This window comes from Segatella sp., from assembly GCF_977051555.1.
This window is the reverse complement of record NZ_CDRSSE010000008.1, coordinates 26,152-42,917: the sequence shown is the minus strand read 5'-3', so window position 1 is coordinate 42,917 and position 16,766 is coordinate 26,152. Positions and strand designations below refer to the sequence as shown.

Here is a 16,766-nt window from a genome sequence, read left to right as displayed (position 1 = left end):
ATCATTTGCTATTATTGAAAATAATGTGTACTTTTGCACTGAGATTTTTAAAAATATAAGCAAATATGATAAATCCGTTTTCACATATACAGGACATACTGAACAGAAGCAGCAAAGAAGCAGCACGCACCTTGGGTAGCGAGATCTGCGTGGAGCATCTGATGATAAGTCTGATCAGTCAGAACGACAGCGATGTCAACAAGCTCCTGGAGGGCGCAGACATCAGTCCGATGGCTTTCAGCGATGTCCTTACCAGCAAACTGGAAAAGCATTTGGAAGAAACTCCTTCCGATAACGTGAAGGAAAACAACCATATCCCGTTCAATCAGATAACAGACAGCATTATCAGAGACTCTATCCGCGAGGCCAACAACTATGAGCACTCCAAGATAGTAGAGCCAAGACATCTGCTGCTTGCCATTCTGAGAAACGACAAGAACCCTGTTGCCAACTGGCTTCGTCAACTGGGCTTAAGCTACGACCGTGCCATCGAAATTCTCTATCCTTCTGATAAGGATGACGAGCAGAAGGCAGAAGAGCCGAAGGATTTCAAAATGGAGCCTCAAACACCAGATTCAGAAACACCTGCTGTAGAAAAGCAGGAGGAAGCAGAGAACCTGGAGATGGCTGGCGGAATAGAAGCTGAAGATGACTACAACGAGCAGAACGACATGATGGAACCAGACGAAGAGCCATTCGATATGGACAAGGACCAGAATCCGATGAGATTATCTACCCGTCCGAATGGAGCTCCGCATAAAAAGAGCAGCACCCCTACCATCGACAAATTCAGCTTCGACCTGACCAAGGCTGCTGGCGAAGGAAAACTGGACCCGGTTGTCGGCAGAGAGAAAGAAATCCAGCGCGTGCTCGAAATTCTGGGACGCAGAAAGAAGAACAACCCAGTATTAATAGGTGAACCGGGCGTAGGAAAGAGCGCCATCGTAGAAGGACTGGCACAGCTCATCAACAACCAGGAAACATCGCCTATGTTCTTCAACAAGCGACTGGTAAGTCTCGACCTGACAGCCATCGTTGCAGGAACCAAATACCGTGGACAGTTTGAAGAACGTATCAAGAATGTAATCAAGGAACTGGAGAACCATCCGGAGATTATTATCTTCATAGATGAGATTCACACCATGATAGGCGCCGGCTCAGGCGAAGGAAGCATGGATGCAGCCAACATCCTGAAGCCAGCCCTGGCAAGAGGAGTCATCCAGTGTATCGGTGCCACCACGCTCGACGAGTATCGCAAGAGCATCGAGAAGGACGGAGCCCTGGAACGCCGTTTCCAGAAGGTTATCGTTGAACCTACAACACGAGAAGAGACGCTTCAGATTCTGCACAACATCAAGGAACATTACGAGAAGCACCACTGTGTGAGATATACAGACGAGGCTCTTGAGACATGTGTCAAACTGACAGAACGCTATATCACCGACCGCCACTTCCCAGACAAGGCTATCGATGTGATAGATGAAGCCGGCTCGCGCGTACATATTAATAATGCAAGTGTTCCTGCTCCATATATCAAGCTGGAAAAAGAACTGAAAAAGATAATCAGCAAGAAACAGCAGGCAGTAGCAAACCAGAACTTCGAAATGGCTGCCTCATGCAGAGATGCCCAGACCAAGATCGAGAAAGAGATTGAGGACATGAAGGCGCAATGGCAGCAGGGAGAGATTGGCGAATATGTTGAGGTGACAGCCGAAGATATTGCCAACGTTATCAGCATGATGACCAGCGTACCGGCCCAACGCATGGCTGAGGGCGAAAGCAAACGTCTGAAAGATCTGGAACGCAACCTGAAGCACAAGGTGATAGCTCAGGACAATGCCATCAACAAGATGGTAAAGACCATTCTGAGAAACCGTGTAGGCTTGCGCGACCCTAACCATCCGATTGGCGTATTCATGTTCCTGGGTCCTACAGGCGTAGGTAAAACCTATCTTGCCCAGAAGCTCGCCGAAGAAATGTTTGGTTCGAAAGATGCACTCATCAGAATAGACATGAGCGAATTCTCTGAGAGCTACAACACCTCCCGTCTGGTAGGTGCGCCTCCAGGATACGTAGGCTACAACGAAGGTGGACAGCTGACCGAAAAGGTACGCCGCAAGCCATACAGCATCGTATTGCTCGACGAAATAGAGAAAGCCAACAGCAAGGTATTCAACCTGCTCTTACAGGTACTCGACGAAGGCAGACTTACCGATGGCAATGGCCGACTCATCGACTTCCGCAACACCATCATCATCATGACCTCGAATGCAGGAACCCGCCAGCTGAAAGATTTCGGCAGAGGCGTCGGCTTCACTTCTGCAGGCATAAAAGGCGGATTGGCGATGGACGAGAAAGACAAGGAGTATGCCCGCAGTATCGTTCAGAAGAGCCTCAGCAAGCAGTTTGCGCCAGAGTTTCTGAACCGTCTCGACGACATCATCACCTTCGACCAGTTAGACCTCGATGCCATCAAGCGCATCATCGACCTCGACCTGGAAGGTCTGATCAAGAGAATAGAAGACCTGGGATTCCATTTCCAGATTACCGAAAAGGCAAAGGAGATGGTAGCCAAGAAGGGATACGATGTGCAGTTTGGTGCCCGCCCACTCCGCCGCGCCATCCAGACCTACATCGAAGACTCCGTTTGCGAGCTGTTGCTCGATGGCACAATGAAGCCAGGCGACACCATCTCGGTAGGCAAGAATCCGAAAAAAGAAGAATTGACATTCAAGAAACTATAATCAGGAGAGGGTGTGTCATAAGTCCATGACACACCCTCTTTTTTGTTATGAACCCGGTATAGCAACCAACTAACTTTAGTTAATAAGAGTTAACCACAAGAAAAGTTTAGGCAATAATTTCTTATTTCAAAAAATATTCATTACCTTTGCATCTGCTTTCGGGCAAAAAGCCATGATGGCTCAGTTGGTAGAGCAACGCATTCGTAATGCGTGGGTCGCGGGTTCGAGTCCCGCTCGTGGCTCTTTCTTGTGAAAGGAGTTAGTATTTTCCTTCGCGAGATTAGCACATCGGTAGTGCACGGGCTTCCCAAGCCTGTGAGGCGGGTTCGACTCCCGTATCTCGCTCAGAACATCAGTAAACCCAGGGTTCAGCCCTGGGTTTCTTGTTTTATTAACATCTTTTCAATCTTCTACTACAACAAAATCGCTCATTTCGAGTTATTATATAAATAAACTTAAGATAAAAGAATAATAATGAAGAAACATATCATACTTGTACTGGCGCTCGTCCTGTCTTCAGGGCCTCTTTTCGCCCAGAGTTCACACATGACCGATGATCAGGTGATGAGCTTTGTGGTGAAAGAACATGAGCGTGGCACAGCCAATTCGCAGATTGTTACCAAACTGATGCAGCAGGGCGTAGACATCTCCCAGATTCGACGTGTACGCAATAAGTATCAGAAGATGTCGCAGCAGAACGAACTCTACAGCACATCCGCTGCAGGAAATGCAGGCAACAAGAGAATGCGTACCAACAATGGTAAACAACGAGAAGATTACCAGGACAAGGATAATGAGAAGCAGGCTTCAACCTATAGCAACTATCGCATCCAGAGCAAGCAGAACGACAGCTACTACTCATCTTATGATGAAACCAACCCAGACTATGATGATTTCAGCAAGGAGATGAACGCCCTGGTTCCCGATACAGCTACCATGGTAAAACAGTTGCAGGCAGAGCTCAACCTCAAGCGCAACAAGGTATTCGGCCGCGACATCTTCAACAATAAGGATCTCAGTTTCGAGCCAAATATGAACATCGCTACCCCACAGAACTATCGTCTGGGACCTGGCGATGCTGTCATCATTGATATCTACGGTGCCTCACAGAAAACCATCGAGAGCACCGTTTCGCCAGATGGCGAAGTAACCATCGAGGGTTATGGACCAGTCAGCGTTTCAGGCTTGACTGTAGCTCAGGCTAATGCCCGCCTGCGCAATACCTTGGGCAGCAGATACCGTTCCAGCCGCATCAAGCTTACCGTAGGACAGACCAAGACCATCATGGTAAACGTGATGGGCGAGGTTAAGATTCCGGGCACCTATACCCTCTCAGCCTTCGCTACCGTATTCCATGCACTCTACATGGCTGGCGGAACTAACGATCTGGGTACATTGCGAAACATCAAGGTATACAGACACAATAAGCTGGTAACAGTTGTCGACATCTACGACTACATCCTGAACGGCAAACTGACGGGTAATGTCCGTCTTGCCGACAACGATGTCATCGTAGTTGGTCCATACGACTGCCTCGTAACCATCACCGGAAAGGTAAAGCGCCCGATGATTTACGAAATGAAGAAAAACGAGAGCGTCAATTCCCTTCTGAAGTATTCCGGCGGTTTTACAGGCGATGCTTACAAGAAATCAGTAAGACTGAACCGTAAGACCGGCAGAGAACGTGCTGTATATAATGTAGAAGAGTTCGACTTCTCCAGTTTCCGTATCGATGATGGCGACTCAATCAGCGTAGACAGCATCCTGCCACGCTACGCCAACACCGTAGAGGTGAAAGGAGCCGTATTCCGTCCGGGCATGTACAATCTGGGCGAGCAGATTAATAGCGTACGCACCCTGGTAGAGCATGCCGAAGGATTGACCGAGGAAGCCTTCACCAACCGTGCCGTAATGCACCGCATGAAGTCTGACCGCTCACTCGAAGTAGTAAGCGTAGACATCGCCGGCATCATGAACGGCAAGACACCAGATATCCCATTGAAGGAAAATGATGTACTCTTCATCCCTACCCGACAGGAAAAGATTATAGAGCGCACCCTCACCATCCGTGGCGAAGTACAGTATCCAGGCGTCTATCAATATGCCGACAATGAGACCCTCGAAGACTTCGTTCTTCAGGCAGGCGGCTTGACCGACAAGGCTTCAACCGTTAATGTAATGGTAAGCCGTAGAGTTATGGATGCCAAGGCTTTACGTCCAGACAGCGTTATCGCCAAGACCTACACCCTATCTCTGAAAGACGGCTTCGTTATCGACGGCACCCCAGGCTTCAAGCTGATGCCATTTGACGAGGTAATGATTCGTCAGAGTCCGGCGTATATAGAGCAGCAGAACGTATCAGTTACGGGTGAAGTAATGTTTGCCGGTCTCTATACATTAGACCGTCGCAACGCCCGCCTGAGTGAACTCTTCAAGAAGGCAGGTGGCGGAACAGATCAGGCATATCTCAAGGGAGCCCGCATCATCCGCAAAGCTAACGAACAGGAGAAGCTGCGCATGGAGGCAGTATTGAAGATGCAGCGCGAAGAGATGCAGAAAAACCTTCTGCAGCTTGCCTCCAGCAGCAACAATGCCAGTGCCATCACCCAGAGTTCAAAGGATGTAGAGCGCACCAACATAGAGAAGTTCAATGTACCTAGCGAATATCCTGTAGGTATCGACCTTCCAGAAGCATTGGCGAACCCAGGCAGCGATGCCGACATCATTCTGCGCGAGGGCGACCGTCTGGTTATCCCTCAGTACAATGGTACAGTAAAGATCAATGGTGCCGTAATGTTTGCTAACACGGTAGCCTACGAAAAGGGCAAGAAGGCAAGCTATTACATCGATCAGGCAGGTGGTTTTGCCTCAGATGCATTAAAGAGCAAGGCATACATCATCTACATGAATGGCAAGGTAGCCAAACTCTCTCATGGTGCCAAAGTGCAGCCAGGCAGCGAGATTGTCATCCCAGCCAAGCTGAAGCGCAAGATGAGTACCGCCGAAATGATGAGTATGGGAAGCAGCATGAGCAGCATCGCCGCCATGATTGCTACGATTGCTAATATGAGTAAGTAAGAATAATCAAACCCTATAAAAAAGGAGTCATTCAATGAAATATCCTATAGGAATACAAGATTTCGAAAAGCTACGTACAAATGGATATTCGTATGTAGACAAGAGCCGATTCGTGTACAAGTTGGCGACAGAGGGAGAATACTATTTCCTCAGTCGCCCACGCCGATTCGGAAAGAGCCTCTTTCTGTCTACTTTGGAAGCATACTTCCAGGGTAAGAAAGAACTCTTCAAGGGCTTAGCCATATATGACTTGGAGACCGAATGGAAGAAATATCCTATCTTCCATATCGATCTCAACACAGCCAACTTTCGAGAGAAAGACAGCCTGTATACAGTTCTTAATGACTACCTCACAACTTGGGAAAGCAAATATGGAACCCGTGAGTCAGAAGCCACACTTGCCCTTCGTTTCAAGGGTGTGATAGCAAGAGCAGCAGAGAAAGAAAGATGTGGTGTCGTTATTCTTATCGATGAATACGACAAGCCTATACTTCAGACCCTGCGCGACCCAGAGTTACAGGCAGAACACCGTGCACAGCTGAAAGCATTCTATTCGGTATTGAAGACTCAAGACCGATATATCAAGTTTGCATTCCTCACAGGTGTAACCAAGTTTGGCAAGGTTAGCGTGTTCAGCGACCTCAACAACCTGACGGATATCTCAATGGACCACCGTTATATCAGCATTTGCGGAATGACAGAAAAGGAACTGCTTACGAATTTCAAGGAAGGTATCAGCGAACTTGCCGAAGCCAATGGCGATACAGAAGAAGCCACAACAGCAAAACTGAAAGCAAGATACGACGGATATCATTTCGAGGAAAATACAGTAGGAATCTATAACCCATTCAGCGTACTGAACACTTTGTCAAGACTTCGCTATAAAGACTACTGGTTTGAGACTGGCACACCCACATTTCTAGTTGACTTACTGAAAATGCACAACTATCGTTTGCCAGACATGACAAAGGAAAGAGTATCAGACGATGTAATCAACAGCGTGGATTCACTGTCAACCAACCCGATACCTGTGATATACCAGAGTGGTTATCTCACTATCAAAGGCTATGACGGAAGGTTTAAGAAATACCTTCTAGGTTTCCCTAACAGAGAAGTGGAAGAAGGTTTCCTTAACTTCCTGCTGCCGCTATACTGTTCTGCAGGTGATCGTTCCGCCTTTATGGTCGATGAGTTTGTAAAGGATGTGGAAGCAGGACATGTTGAACAATTTATGAATCGGCTTACCGCTTTCTTTGCAGATAACAGCTATCAGGTAGCAGGCGAAGCAGAACTTTACTTCCAAAATGCCCTATATCTCATTTTTAAGATTATGGGATTCCACACACAGGTAGAAATACCGACAAGTGAAGGCAGGATGGACGTTCTCATTCAAACTTCCGACTACATCTACATCATTGAATGCAAATTAGATGGAAGTGCCGAAGAAGCTCTGCAACAGATAGAAGACAAAAACTATGCAGCTCCTTTCGCTATGGATAAGCGAACAGTTGTCAAGCTAGGCATCAACTTCTCCAGTAAGACAAGAGGAGTTGAGAGTTGGAAGCAGGGATAAGTTAGCAGCATCGCCGCCATGATTGCTACGATTGCTAATATGAGTAAGTAAGAATAAACAAACCCTATATTATCAAATAAAGTTGCACAAAATAAACAAACATTTCTAAATACTACAGTTTACAAGACATCGATAAGATACGTATTTTATACTTATCTCACCGATGTTGATGTTAATTGCATAATCATTAAACTTATGATAAAAGTATGAAGAATTCCATTATATTAAATACTATATCTAAGAGTGCACTAAATGTATTCAATATTATCGTGCCTCTGTTAATATATCCATATATCTACAGAATTTTTTCAGCAAATACTGTGGGTAAAATGGATTATGCAACTACTATTTTTACATATTTTAGCCTAGTTGGTCTTCTAGGCATATACAACTATGGCTTGAGAGAAATAGCACGCAAAAGAGACTGTGAAGAAGAAACCAATTCCATTTTCAAAAATCTCTTTGTTTTAGGACTCATTAGCAACATAGTAGTATTTATTATTTACTTTCTATTTGTTTATTACACGATAAATGATCCTGTGCTAAAAAAAATTATGTATGTTCAAGGATTTGGTATTATAGGACAGATTTTATACATTGAATGGATTAACGAAGCGTTTGAAGACTACAAATTTATAACATTTAAGACTATTGCTATTAGAGTATTCAGTTTATGTGCCGTTTTTCTATTTATTAAAAATGACGGAGACTATTATAAATATGTTGCAATAACTACTGCTACAGTCGTTGTAAATAACATTGTTAGTTTTGTTCATATTCACAAATACGTAGACTTATCATTTAGTAAGTTGTGTCAAAACATACACATTAAGCCATTAATAATTCCACTATTTACGATTCTTATACTAAACAACACAAATCTCCTCTTTACTGTGGCAGATAAAACAATTCTAGGAATTTACCAACCTTCTGAAGAAGTCGCATTCTACGGAGTTGGTCAAAAGATTTCTGAGATGATAAGAATACTTTTTTTATCTCTCGTATATGTTATGATACCTCGCTTATCATATTACCTTGAGAATGATTTTTGTGCATACAAAACAGGAATTAAACAGATGATTCGAATAAATTTTTTAGTAATAGCTCCTGTTTCTGTTGGTCTTTTGGCATTGTCAAAAGAGATAGTTTTGATATTTGCAGGAAACCAATACGCAAACGCTATACCATCAATGCAATTGTTTGCTCTACGAGTTTTCATACTATCAACAGAAGCAATTGTATACAATCAAGTTATATTTTTGTTTAGAAAAGAAAATTTCTTGATGAAAGCAAATGCACTATGCGGTCTATTGAATGTAGTATTTGACTTTACGTTATGCCAGTGTATAAATTCATCAACTGCAATATTGACAACATTGATATGTGAAGGATTGTTCCAAATCATGTGCTATATTTACATATACAAAAAATTACAGCTAGATATTGGACTGTTTAAATTTGCAAATTTAAAATACATAATAATATCGATGTTGTTCATACCAACAATATGGTTTGTCAGATCATTTAAACTTTCAGAATTGTTAACTGTTATAGTTGCTGTATTCTCATGTATGACAATCTATATACTATTATTAATTCTGAACAAAGACTCTGCAGCGAATATGATAATCAATAAAATAACTATAAAAAAATAAGAAAAATGAAACCAACTTACAAAGAAATTGTAAAAGCAACAACATTTGGTCCTATCAGATCAAGACAAATATCAGAATATATCTGTATGGCATTGTCCCCATTCTTCTCTAGATATTTCATCCATTTCCATATACGCCCTAACACCATCACGATTTTCATGATTATATCAGGTGTTTTAGGTGCAATCTTCTTTGCTGCACCGAATATCATTTGTAAAATAATTGGAATACTTCTGCTATTTCTATGGTTTATTATGGATAGTTCTGATGGAGAAGTTGCAAGATATACTAAGACTTTTTCACGTTATGGAAAAGAAATGGATTACCTAGCACACATAATTGACCATCCATGCGTAAATCTAGCCATGTGGTTGACATACGTTCAGATAGGCACATATAATATATATATAATATCTGCGTTATTCATCACATTTATATCTACAGAATTGATTACTAGAAATCTTATACTTATAGAAGTATATGATAAAAATAAAAATGAGAAAAGTAGCACTATTTTTAATCCATCATGGGCAAAATGGCTATTCTTACAACTTGTATACTATCCTAATATAGTTTTGTTTCTACCTATTATTATTCTAGGTGACTTTGTGGGCTTATATAATTCATTATATATACTTGCAATCATTTTTGTAGCAAATCTACTCAATACAGCAAACATGTATCGCAAAACATTAAAGAAATGCTATAAAACATTATAAACAATAAGAAATATATAATAAATACATTACGTATGCGTTATTATTTATATTAATAGTAGATAATCAGTTAATTTAACATCATTATTATAATGGTACTGATTTAAGATAAAACAAAAAAGACATGGAATTAAAGGATATAATACAATTGTTTATGTCTAACAAAAAGACATATGGCATAATAACTCTTATTGCTCTAGTTTTTGGAATAATTGTGGCTATAAGTATTCCCAAACAATATACTGCAAAAGTAATGCTGTCTCCTGAAACCAATAATGATATGTCAAAACTTGGCGGATTAGGAAGTATCGCATCTAGCATGGGCTTAAATATGAATAGCAACAATACTGATGCTATAGGCCCACAGTTCTACCCAAATGTAATAAGTTCAACTTCATTTATTGTAGGACTATTTGATATTAAGATTAAATCTGATGATGGCAAAATTCGAACTACCCTATATGATTACCTGAAGAATTACCAGAAATCTCCTTGGTGGTCAATGTTCAACCCATTAGGATGGATTACAATAACTGAAAAATCAGACAATAACAACAAAAAGATAGACGCTTTTCGTCTTACAGAAAATCAAACAAAAATTGTGACGAATTTAAAAGGAATGATTTCCTGCAGTGTCGATCAAGAAACAAATATAATTACTATCAAAGTAACTGCACAAGATCCTCTAATATCTGCAGTACTTGTTGATTCTGTAAGTAACAGACTTCAAGCCTTCATTACAGATTACAGAACATCAAAAGCAAAACACGACTTAGCATATACAAAGAAATTATACGTGGAAGCTCTTGCTGATTACAAGAAATCACAAGAAAAGTTTGCTGCATATTCTGATGCTAATGAAGATGTTATCTTGCAGTCGTATAAATCTAAACAAGACGAGCTTGAAAATGACATGCAATTAAGATACAATATTTATACACAACTTGTCCAACAACTTCAGCTAGCAAAAGCAAAGGTGATGGAAAGGACTCCAGTATATGCTGTAATAGAAGCGCCCACAGTTCCAACACGTCCATCGGCACCTCACAAGCTAATTCTACTGGTACTCTTTTTAATTGTTTTCAACGCAGCTTATACTGCATTTTTAATAACAAAAGCATTAAAAGTTCAATACAAACAATGATAATACATTCTATCACAGATAAAATAAGGACACAGATAGGCAACCTATTTTTTTGGTTGCTTATCTTTGTTATCTTATTCGACCCAACAGGAACTATGCTTCATAAAAAAGACTTGATGTTTGTATTAGTTGTTGCGTTCAACATTCTATTTTACAAGCCAGACTGGAGCAAACTACCCTGGATTTTATTATTATTTTGTGCTATAACAATACCATACTTAATATCATGCATGCGCATGACATTAGTAGATGAAACAGAAGTTTTAGCCGTCTATAAAGCTATTTCACCAGTGCTGCTTCTTTTATGGATAAGAAATTATGATCTAATAAGCTTATCAAAAGGGCCTGTTGTAATATGCTGCATATTGATGACCATGCTTTTTTTTCTGATATTATACTGTCCTCAATTAGAAGCACCTATTTATTATTGGCAAGCTACAGCTGGATTTCCTATCATAATAAACCATCGTACATTTCTAGGTGTTAGTATGTTTGTAATGTATTTAAAATCATATGTAGCTTTTGTTTTTATAATAGCTTACTATTTTTATGTAGTATTTTCAGGGATCCATAGAAACATTTTAACATTTATATACTTATTCTTTATCTGCTTTGCATTTTCTGTTAGTGGAACAAGAAGTACAATGTTATTACCTATATTTATATTTATTATAGTAGGATATGTTACAGGTGCAAACAAGAAATATGCAAAATATATACTTTACCCTATTATCTTTATAATTGGGATTGCATTCATCGTTTTATTAATTGCACTCATTTCTGACACGGGAGAGGCTTCAAATGCGGTCAAATATGGACATATACCATCTTATATACAACTATTTGAAGAACATCCTGAATATATTCTTATAGGGCAAGGTCCTGGTGCCTATATGTATAGTGAAGGATTCAATAAAGTTGTTTTTAAAACAGAATGGACATATTTAGAGTTATTAAGGAATTACGGCTTATTTTCGCTTATTATTATTGGAGTCTTCGCTAAGCCTCTAATTACTATGTGGAAATATAGAAGAGATGCTTTTTGCAAATGCATGTTTTTCGCTTATCTTTCATATTTACTCATAGCAGGAACAAACCCATTACTCCTATCCTCCACAGGAATGATAGTTTTACTAATGGCATATTCATATGAAGAAAGCATTACTTCACTAGATGTAAACAAACAACAAAAGTAACTTTATTATGAAAGAAATAACAGTTTTAATGTCTACGTATAATGGAGAAAAGTTCATTAAAGAACAAATAGATTCCATACTTAATTCAAAAGATGTAGAACTTCAATTACTGGTTAGAGATGACGGCTCAAGTGATCAAACGCTCTCAATTCTCAATGACTATCAATCAAGAAATAAATTATCGTTTTACCAAGGACACAATGTTAGACCTGCTAAAAGTTTTATGGAGCTTTTGTACAAAGCCCCTAACAGTAAATATTATGCATTTTCGGATCAAGATGACTATTGGTCACAAGATAAACTTTCAACAGCCATAAATTGCATAAAAAGTTATGGGCAAGAACCCGCACTATATTTTTGCCAAACGCAATTGGTAGACAAAGATTTAAATTCAATGAAGACTATTTATATTAATCCACGTCTTACTTTTGGTGAAGCATTAACATATCAATTTATAGGTGGATGTACAATGGTGTTTAATCAGTCGCTTAGAGATATTATATTAAAATTTGCTCCAAACTATCAACCCATGCATGATGTATGGATATATAGTATTGCTCAAGCAATTGGCGCACATATCTTTTTTGACCCCCAACCACATATATTGTACCGTCAACATTCACATAATGCAATAGGACAAGGCTATAGTAGGTTTGAAGAATGGAAAAGAAGATGGAAAAGAATCTCTAACAGCGAACATGAAAGACTGAAACGCGCGAAAGAGTTAAAAATAGGATATTATAAAATGATGAGCCAAGAGAACAAGTCAATACTTGACAAAGCAATCTTATCTGGTGAAGGTAATCTTTGGCAACGTATCATTGCATCAAGTGACAAAAGGCTAAAATGTTCATCTAAAATTACATATGTACTTTTCAGAATATCAGCAATAATTAAAACATTTTAAAAATGAATAATCAACCCATTATATCAATTATAACCGTATGCTTCAATAGCGAGAAGCATATAGAAGACACTATAAAAAGTGTACTTTCACAAAAATACAATAACTTACAGTATATCATTATAGATGGTGGTTCTAAAGATAAAACCATGGACATCATCAATAAGTATAAAAATGAAATTAGCACTATTATATCTGAACCAGATAAAGGCATAAGTGACGCATTTAATAAGGGAATTCAAAATGCTAAAGGAGATCTCGTAGGTATCGTTAATTCTGATGATATACTTTTGCCAGAATCACTCTTAGCTATAGCAACAAGTTATCAAAAGGGCGAATATGACATTTATAGAGGTAATTCTATAATTTGGAATCCTATTACCAATAAAAAATACAGAGAATATCCATCATTGAAGTTCTCTACTACTCCTATTTTTGTAAACGTTGCTCACGAAAGTACCTTTGTCACATTAGATGCCTATAAAAAGTTTGGAACATATGATATAGATTTACATTATACCATGGACTTAGACTTCTTTATCAGAGCATACAAGTTGGGAGCTAAGTTCAAACATGTAAATCATGACATTGTCCAATTTAGATTAGGAGGTGCGACAAGCACATCGATGTTAAAAAAACGTAAAGACTATATAAAAATGGCTTACAACAATAGTGCTAATAAGTTACATGCACACTTATATTTTTTAGGAATGATACTAATTGATCTTGGAAAAAGAGTTCTTGATTTATTTGGACCAGACTTAAAAAAGAAAATTAAATATTTTAAGTCTTAAATATAGATACAAATTTTAGTAAGGAAATGGAAAGAAAAAAAATTATATTCTCAGACAACACTTTGTGGGGACTAATTAATTTTAGGGGTAAAGTGATAAAACACTATGTTAGCAAAGGATATAAAGTCATAGTGATTGCACCTCAAAATGAAGTTTCAGAACTACAAACTGAAATTCCTGATTATGTAACATACATACCAGTTGATATGGATAGAAATAAGACTAACCCTATTGCTGACATTAAATATTTTTTTAAAATATATAACATCTATAAGAAAGAGAAGCCTGATTATGTATTCCATTACACAATCAAGCCCAATATCTATGGTTCTATTGCCGCAAGACTCAATCATATAAAGTCAGCTTCAATGATGGCTGGTCTTGGATATGCTTTTAAAAATAAAAACCTGATATCTTTCATCGGTAGAACTCTTTACAAAATTGGCTTAGCATGCACTAATAGCCTTTTTATACTAAACAATGACAACAGAAACGAAATAATAAGAAGGAAATTATGTGATAAAAAGAAAATTATTTTATTAAAGGGTGGAGAAGGTTTAAACCTTAATGACTTCCCCTACATGAACAATGAATCTGATATAATAACATTTTTATTCATTGGTAGAGTTTTATACGAAAAAGGTTATAATGAGTTTATAGAATGTGCAAAAGAAATAAGAGAAGAATATTCTAATGTGAGTTTTGAAATTCTTGGAACAATTGATCCGAACTATCCTAATAGTGTCTCGAAAGAAATAATTAAGGAAGACGAATCTAAAGGTTACATAAAATACATCGGTTTCACAAAAGACATTTTAAGTATACTCAAGAGAAAAGGTATAGTGGTTATGCTTCCGTCGTACTATGGAGAAGGTTTAAATAGATCTCTTATGGAAGCATGTGCAACAGGAAAGCCAATAATAACAACAACCAATCCAGGGTGTATCGAAACTGTTGAAAATGGAATTAACGGATATCTAGTAGCTCCCAAAAACAAGGACGCTCTTGTTAAAGCTGCAAAAAAATATCTTAAACTCACAAATGAAGAAAAAAAAGCAATGTCAAAAGCAAGCAGAAAAATTGCTGAGAAAAAATTTGATATCAATAATGTAATACAGGAATACGACAAATTAGTATAAATAAGTTTTAAGAAAATATCACACTTTCAGCAGCAATAGAACTTAAAAAACGAAAGAATATAAGCCATATGTTAAGAGAGAAGAAAGTATTGTAATGTACCTTTGCAATTCTCAGACATTCTTAAAAATTGTTTTAAACAATTCTGAAAATCTTGTAGTTTTTTGTAATAATCTACAAGATTTTCAGAGAATATGCAAGACGGAGTTGCTAACATCAGCTAAAAATATCCTTCATAATTTCCTCCAATCTATCAGCACCCTACTCTGCTTATCAAACTCAAGAGCAAGTGAGATAACAGGTTTAGAGGATGCAGCATAGGCATCAGCATAATGACGAGAATCGATTTGATGTGAGGCTGAAACAACGCCGCCATTATCTGACATCTTAAGTTCCAAAATGTAGATATTTTCTGAGGTTTCAACTGCCAAATCTATTCTACCTGCAGACATCTGTTGCTCTTCTGAGACCTTAAAGCCACAGAGATAGAAGATGTTCTTCAGGATAAAACGGAAATGCTCCTCAAAAACAAAGCTCTCCTTCTTTTGTGTGCTATAAGGAGTGCCAGCAACCAACTGCTTAAGACAAAGCATACTCCTATCTATATTAGCAGCCAACATCGAAATCTTCAATTCCTGAATAGCATTGCTTACTTGCGAAGACTCCTTATGCAACATAATCGGGAGAATCATACCAAACATCGCATTTCGTACTTCCCGGTTAGGATAGCCTAACATATAGCTGCTACCAACCACCTTCTTGATGGTAAGGTAACCTGACTGATAAAGAAAGAGCTTAGGATCATTCATATTGACATCACTCATTTCCAAATAGTCAGAATCTATCAAGCAATTGTCCAACTCAGGAATCTCGTCGATGAATTTACGCAAAACTTTAAGTAACATCTCGTTAGAGCCAGAGGCTATCCAATAAGAATTAAGGCGCAGATTAGCCAAGGCATTACATACACTAAAAGGATTGTAAACACCAATGAGACCACGGGAGAAATGGTAGCCGTCATAGATAGAACTCATTGTATCCATAAGGGCACTCTTCGTGATTGCATAGTTATCTGCCAATTCTGATAGCTGTTCTGAAAAATAGAACTGAATTTCATCTTTAGTCAAACCACATATTGTAGCGTACTCATTACGAAAGCTGACATTAGTTAATGTATTAAGCATACTAAACAAACTTATCTGAGTAAACTTTGTAATGCCAGTAATAAAGACACACTTGATGCAGTAACCATAGTCCTTCAATCCAGTAAAGAAATTGCGGTATATCTCACGGCATGCATCATGATGATTGGTCTCATAAGTATGCTGCAAAGGAACATCATACTCATCAACAATAATGGCTATCTGTACTCCTGCCTGTTCGTATGCTCTTTGGATAATACCATTTAAACGATTACCTAAAGACTGCTCATCCGGATTTCTGCCATATATCTTCTCGTATGAAGACAACACATTGTTCAAATATTCAGTAAGCGTCTGAGCAGAAGAACCACCCAAACTCATACTAAGATAGATAACAGGACGTTTTACCCACTCCGTTTCAAGTTCCATAATTTTGAGACCTTCAAAGAGTTCCTTTCTACCCTCAAAATAACATTTTAGGGTAGAACACAAAAGAGACTTACCGAAACGGCGTGGACGGCTCAGGTAATTGTATTTAGTACCATTAGCCAATTTCCAAACCATATCGGTCTTATCAGCATAGATATAATGATCTCTACGCATCTCTTCAAAATCCTGTATGCCTAAAGGCAATTTTCTATTCAGTTGCGTCATATTGTTTCATTTTTCTGCAAATATACTCC

11 protein-coding genes and 2 tRNA genes are annotated in these 16,766 nt (G+C 38.8%); 12 read left to right on the top strand and 1 reads right to left on the bottom strand.

Features of this window, described 5'->3' with window-relative positions; translation table 11 throughout:
- Positions 1 to 65 precede the first annotated feature (65 nt).
- From ACWJAO_RS03300 to ACWJAO_RS03245, 12 genes are all read left to right on the top strand, one after another.
- Positions 66 to 2,744 carry an ATP-dependent Clp protease ATP-binding subunit gene (locus ACWJAO_RS03300; protein ID WP_449139254.1) on the top strand — a complete coding sequence of 893 codons (2,679 nt, stop codon included), beginning with the start codon at positions 66 to 68 and terminating at the stop codon, positions 2,742 to 2,744.
- Positions 2,745 to 2,913: 169 nt separating this feature from the next.
- Positions 2,914 to 2,986, top strand: a tRNA-Thr gene (locus ACWJAO_RS03295).
- Positions 2,987 to 3,018: 32 nt separating this feature from the next.
- Positions 3,019 to 3,089, top strand: a tRNA-Gly gene (locus tag ACWJAO_RS03290).
- A gap of 129 nt (positions 3,090 to 3,218) precedes the next feature.
- Positions 3,219 to 5,822 (top strand): SLBB domain-containing protein, encoded by a 2,604-nt coding sequence (locus ACWJAO_RS03285; protein WP_449139253.1) that lies wholly within the window; start codon positions 3,219 to 3,221, stop codon positions 5,820 to 5,822.
- 34 nt (positions 5,823 to 5,856) lie between these two features.
- Positions 5,857 to 7,395, top strand: a complete 1,539-nt coding sequence (locus tag ACWJAO_RS03280; protein ID WP_449139252.1) for an AAA family ATPase — start codon at positions 5,857 to 5,859, stop codon at positions 7,393 to 7,395.
- Between the two features lie 206 nt (positions 7,396 to 7,601).
- Positions 7,602 to 9,050 (top strand): flippase, encoded by a 1,449-nt coding sequence (locus ACWJAO_RS03275; RefSeq protein ID WP_449139251.1) that lies wholly within the window; start codon positions 7,602 to 7,604, stop codon positions 9,048 to 9,050.
- Between the two features lie 5 nt (positions 9,051 to 9,055).
- Entirely contained in the window at positions 9,056 to 9,769 is a 714-nt protein-coding gene (locus tag ACWJAO_RS03270; RefSeq protein WP_449139250.1) for a CDP-alcohol phosphatidyltransferase family protein, read from the top strand.
- A 121-nt stretch (positions 9,770 to 9,890) separates the two neighbouring features.
- Positions 9,891 to 10,910: a Wzz/FepE/Etk N-terminal domain-containing protein gene (locus tag ACWJAO_RS03265; RefSeq protein ID WP_449139249.1), complete on the top strand. Its 1,020-nt coding sequence runs from the start codon at positions 9,891 to 9,893 to the stop codon at positions 10,908 to 10,910.
- Between the two features lie 236 nt (positions 10,911 to 11,146).
- On the top strand, positions 11,147 to 12,106 hold the full coding sequence (locus ACWJAO_RS03260) for a ligase (protein WP_449139248.1): 960 nt from the start codon (positions 11,147 to 11,149) through the stop codon (positions 12,104 to 12,106).
- 7 nt (positions 12,107 to 12,113) lie between these two features.
- The gene (locus ACWJAO_RS03255; RefSeq protein WP_449139247.1) at positions 12,114 to 13,013 is read left to right on the top strand and encodes a glycosyltransferase family 2 protein; all 900 of its coding nucleotides are present in this window, start codon (positions 12,114 to 12,116) and stop codon (positions 13,011 to 13,013) included.
- 2 nt (positions 13,014 to 13,015) lie between these two features.
- Positions 13,016 to 13,804, top strand: a complete 789-nt coding sequence (locus ACWJAO_RS03250; RefSeq protein ID WP_449139246.1) for a glycosyltransferase family 2 protein — start codon at positions 13,016 to 13,018, stop codon at positions 13,802 to 13,804.
- Positions 13,805 to 13,830: 26 nt separating this feature from the next.
- Positions 13,831 to 14,943 carry a glycosyltransferase family 4 protein gene (locus ACWJAO_RS03245; RefSeq protein ID WP_449139245.1) on the top strand — a complete coding sequence of 371 codons (1,113 nt, stop codon included), beginning with the start codon at positions 13,831 to 13,833 and terminating at the stop codon, positions 14,941 to 14,943.
- Positions 14,944 to 15,174: 231 nt separating this feature from the next.
- Here ACWJAO_RS03245 and ACWJAO_RS03240 read toward each other — a convergent pair whose 3' ends face one another.
- Positions 15,175 to 16,737 (bottom strand): AAA family ATPase, encoded by a 1,563-nt coding sequence (locus ACWJAO_RS03240; RefSeq protein WP_449139244.1) that lies wholly within the window; start codon positions 16,735 to 16,737, stop codon positions 15,175 to 15,177.
- Between the last annotated feature and the right edge of the window lie 29 nt (positions 16,738 to 16,766).

Bases quoted from the DNA above. Each gene is read 5' to 3' on its own strand.
- ACWJAO_RS03300 (WP_449139254.1), top strand. From the start codon at position 66: ATGATAAATCCGTTTTCACATATACAGGACATACTGAACAGAAGCAGC.
- ACWJAO_RS03285 (WP_449139253.1), top strand. From the start codon at position 3,219: ATGAAGAAACATATCATACTTGTACTGGCGCTCGTCCTGTCTTCAGGG.
- ACWJAO_RS03280 (WP_449139252.1), top strand. From the start codon at position 5,857: ATGAAATATCCTATAGGAATACAAGATTTCGAAAAGCTACGTACAAAT.
- ACWJAO_RS03275 (WP_449139251.1), top strand. From the start codon at position 7,602: ATGAAGAATTCCATTATATTAAATACTATATCTAAGAGTGCACTAAAT.
- ACWJAO_RS03270 (WP_449139250.1), top strand. From the start codon at position 9,056: ATGAAACCAACTTACAAAGAAATTGTAAAAGCAACAACATTTGGTCCT.
- ACWJAO_RS03265 (WP_449139249.1), top strand. From the start codon at position 9,891: ATGGAATTAAAGGATATAATACAATTGTTTATGTCTAACAAAAAGACA.
- ACWJAO_RS03260 (WP_449139248.1), top strand. From the start codon at position 11,147: ATGACATTAGTAGATGAAACAGAAGTTTTAGCCGTCTATAAAGCTATT.
- ACWJAO_RS03255 (WP_449139247.1), top strand. From the start codon at position 12,114: ATGAAAGAAATAACAGTTTTAATGTCTACGTATAATGGAGAAAAGTTC.
- ACWJAO_RS03250 (WP_449139246.1), top strand. From the start codon at position 13,016: ATGAATAATCAACCCATTATATCAATTATAACCGTATGCTTCAATAGC.
- ACWJAO_RS03245 (WP_449139245.1), top strand. From the start codon at position 13,831: ATGGAAAGAAAAAAAATTATATTCTCAGACAACACTTTGTGGGGACTA.
- ACWJAO_RS03240 (WP_449139244.1), bottom strand. From the start codon at position 16,737: ATGACGCAACTGAATAGAAAATTGCCTTTAGGCATACAGGATTTTGAA.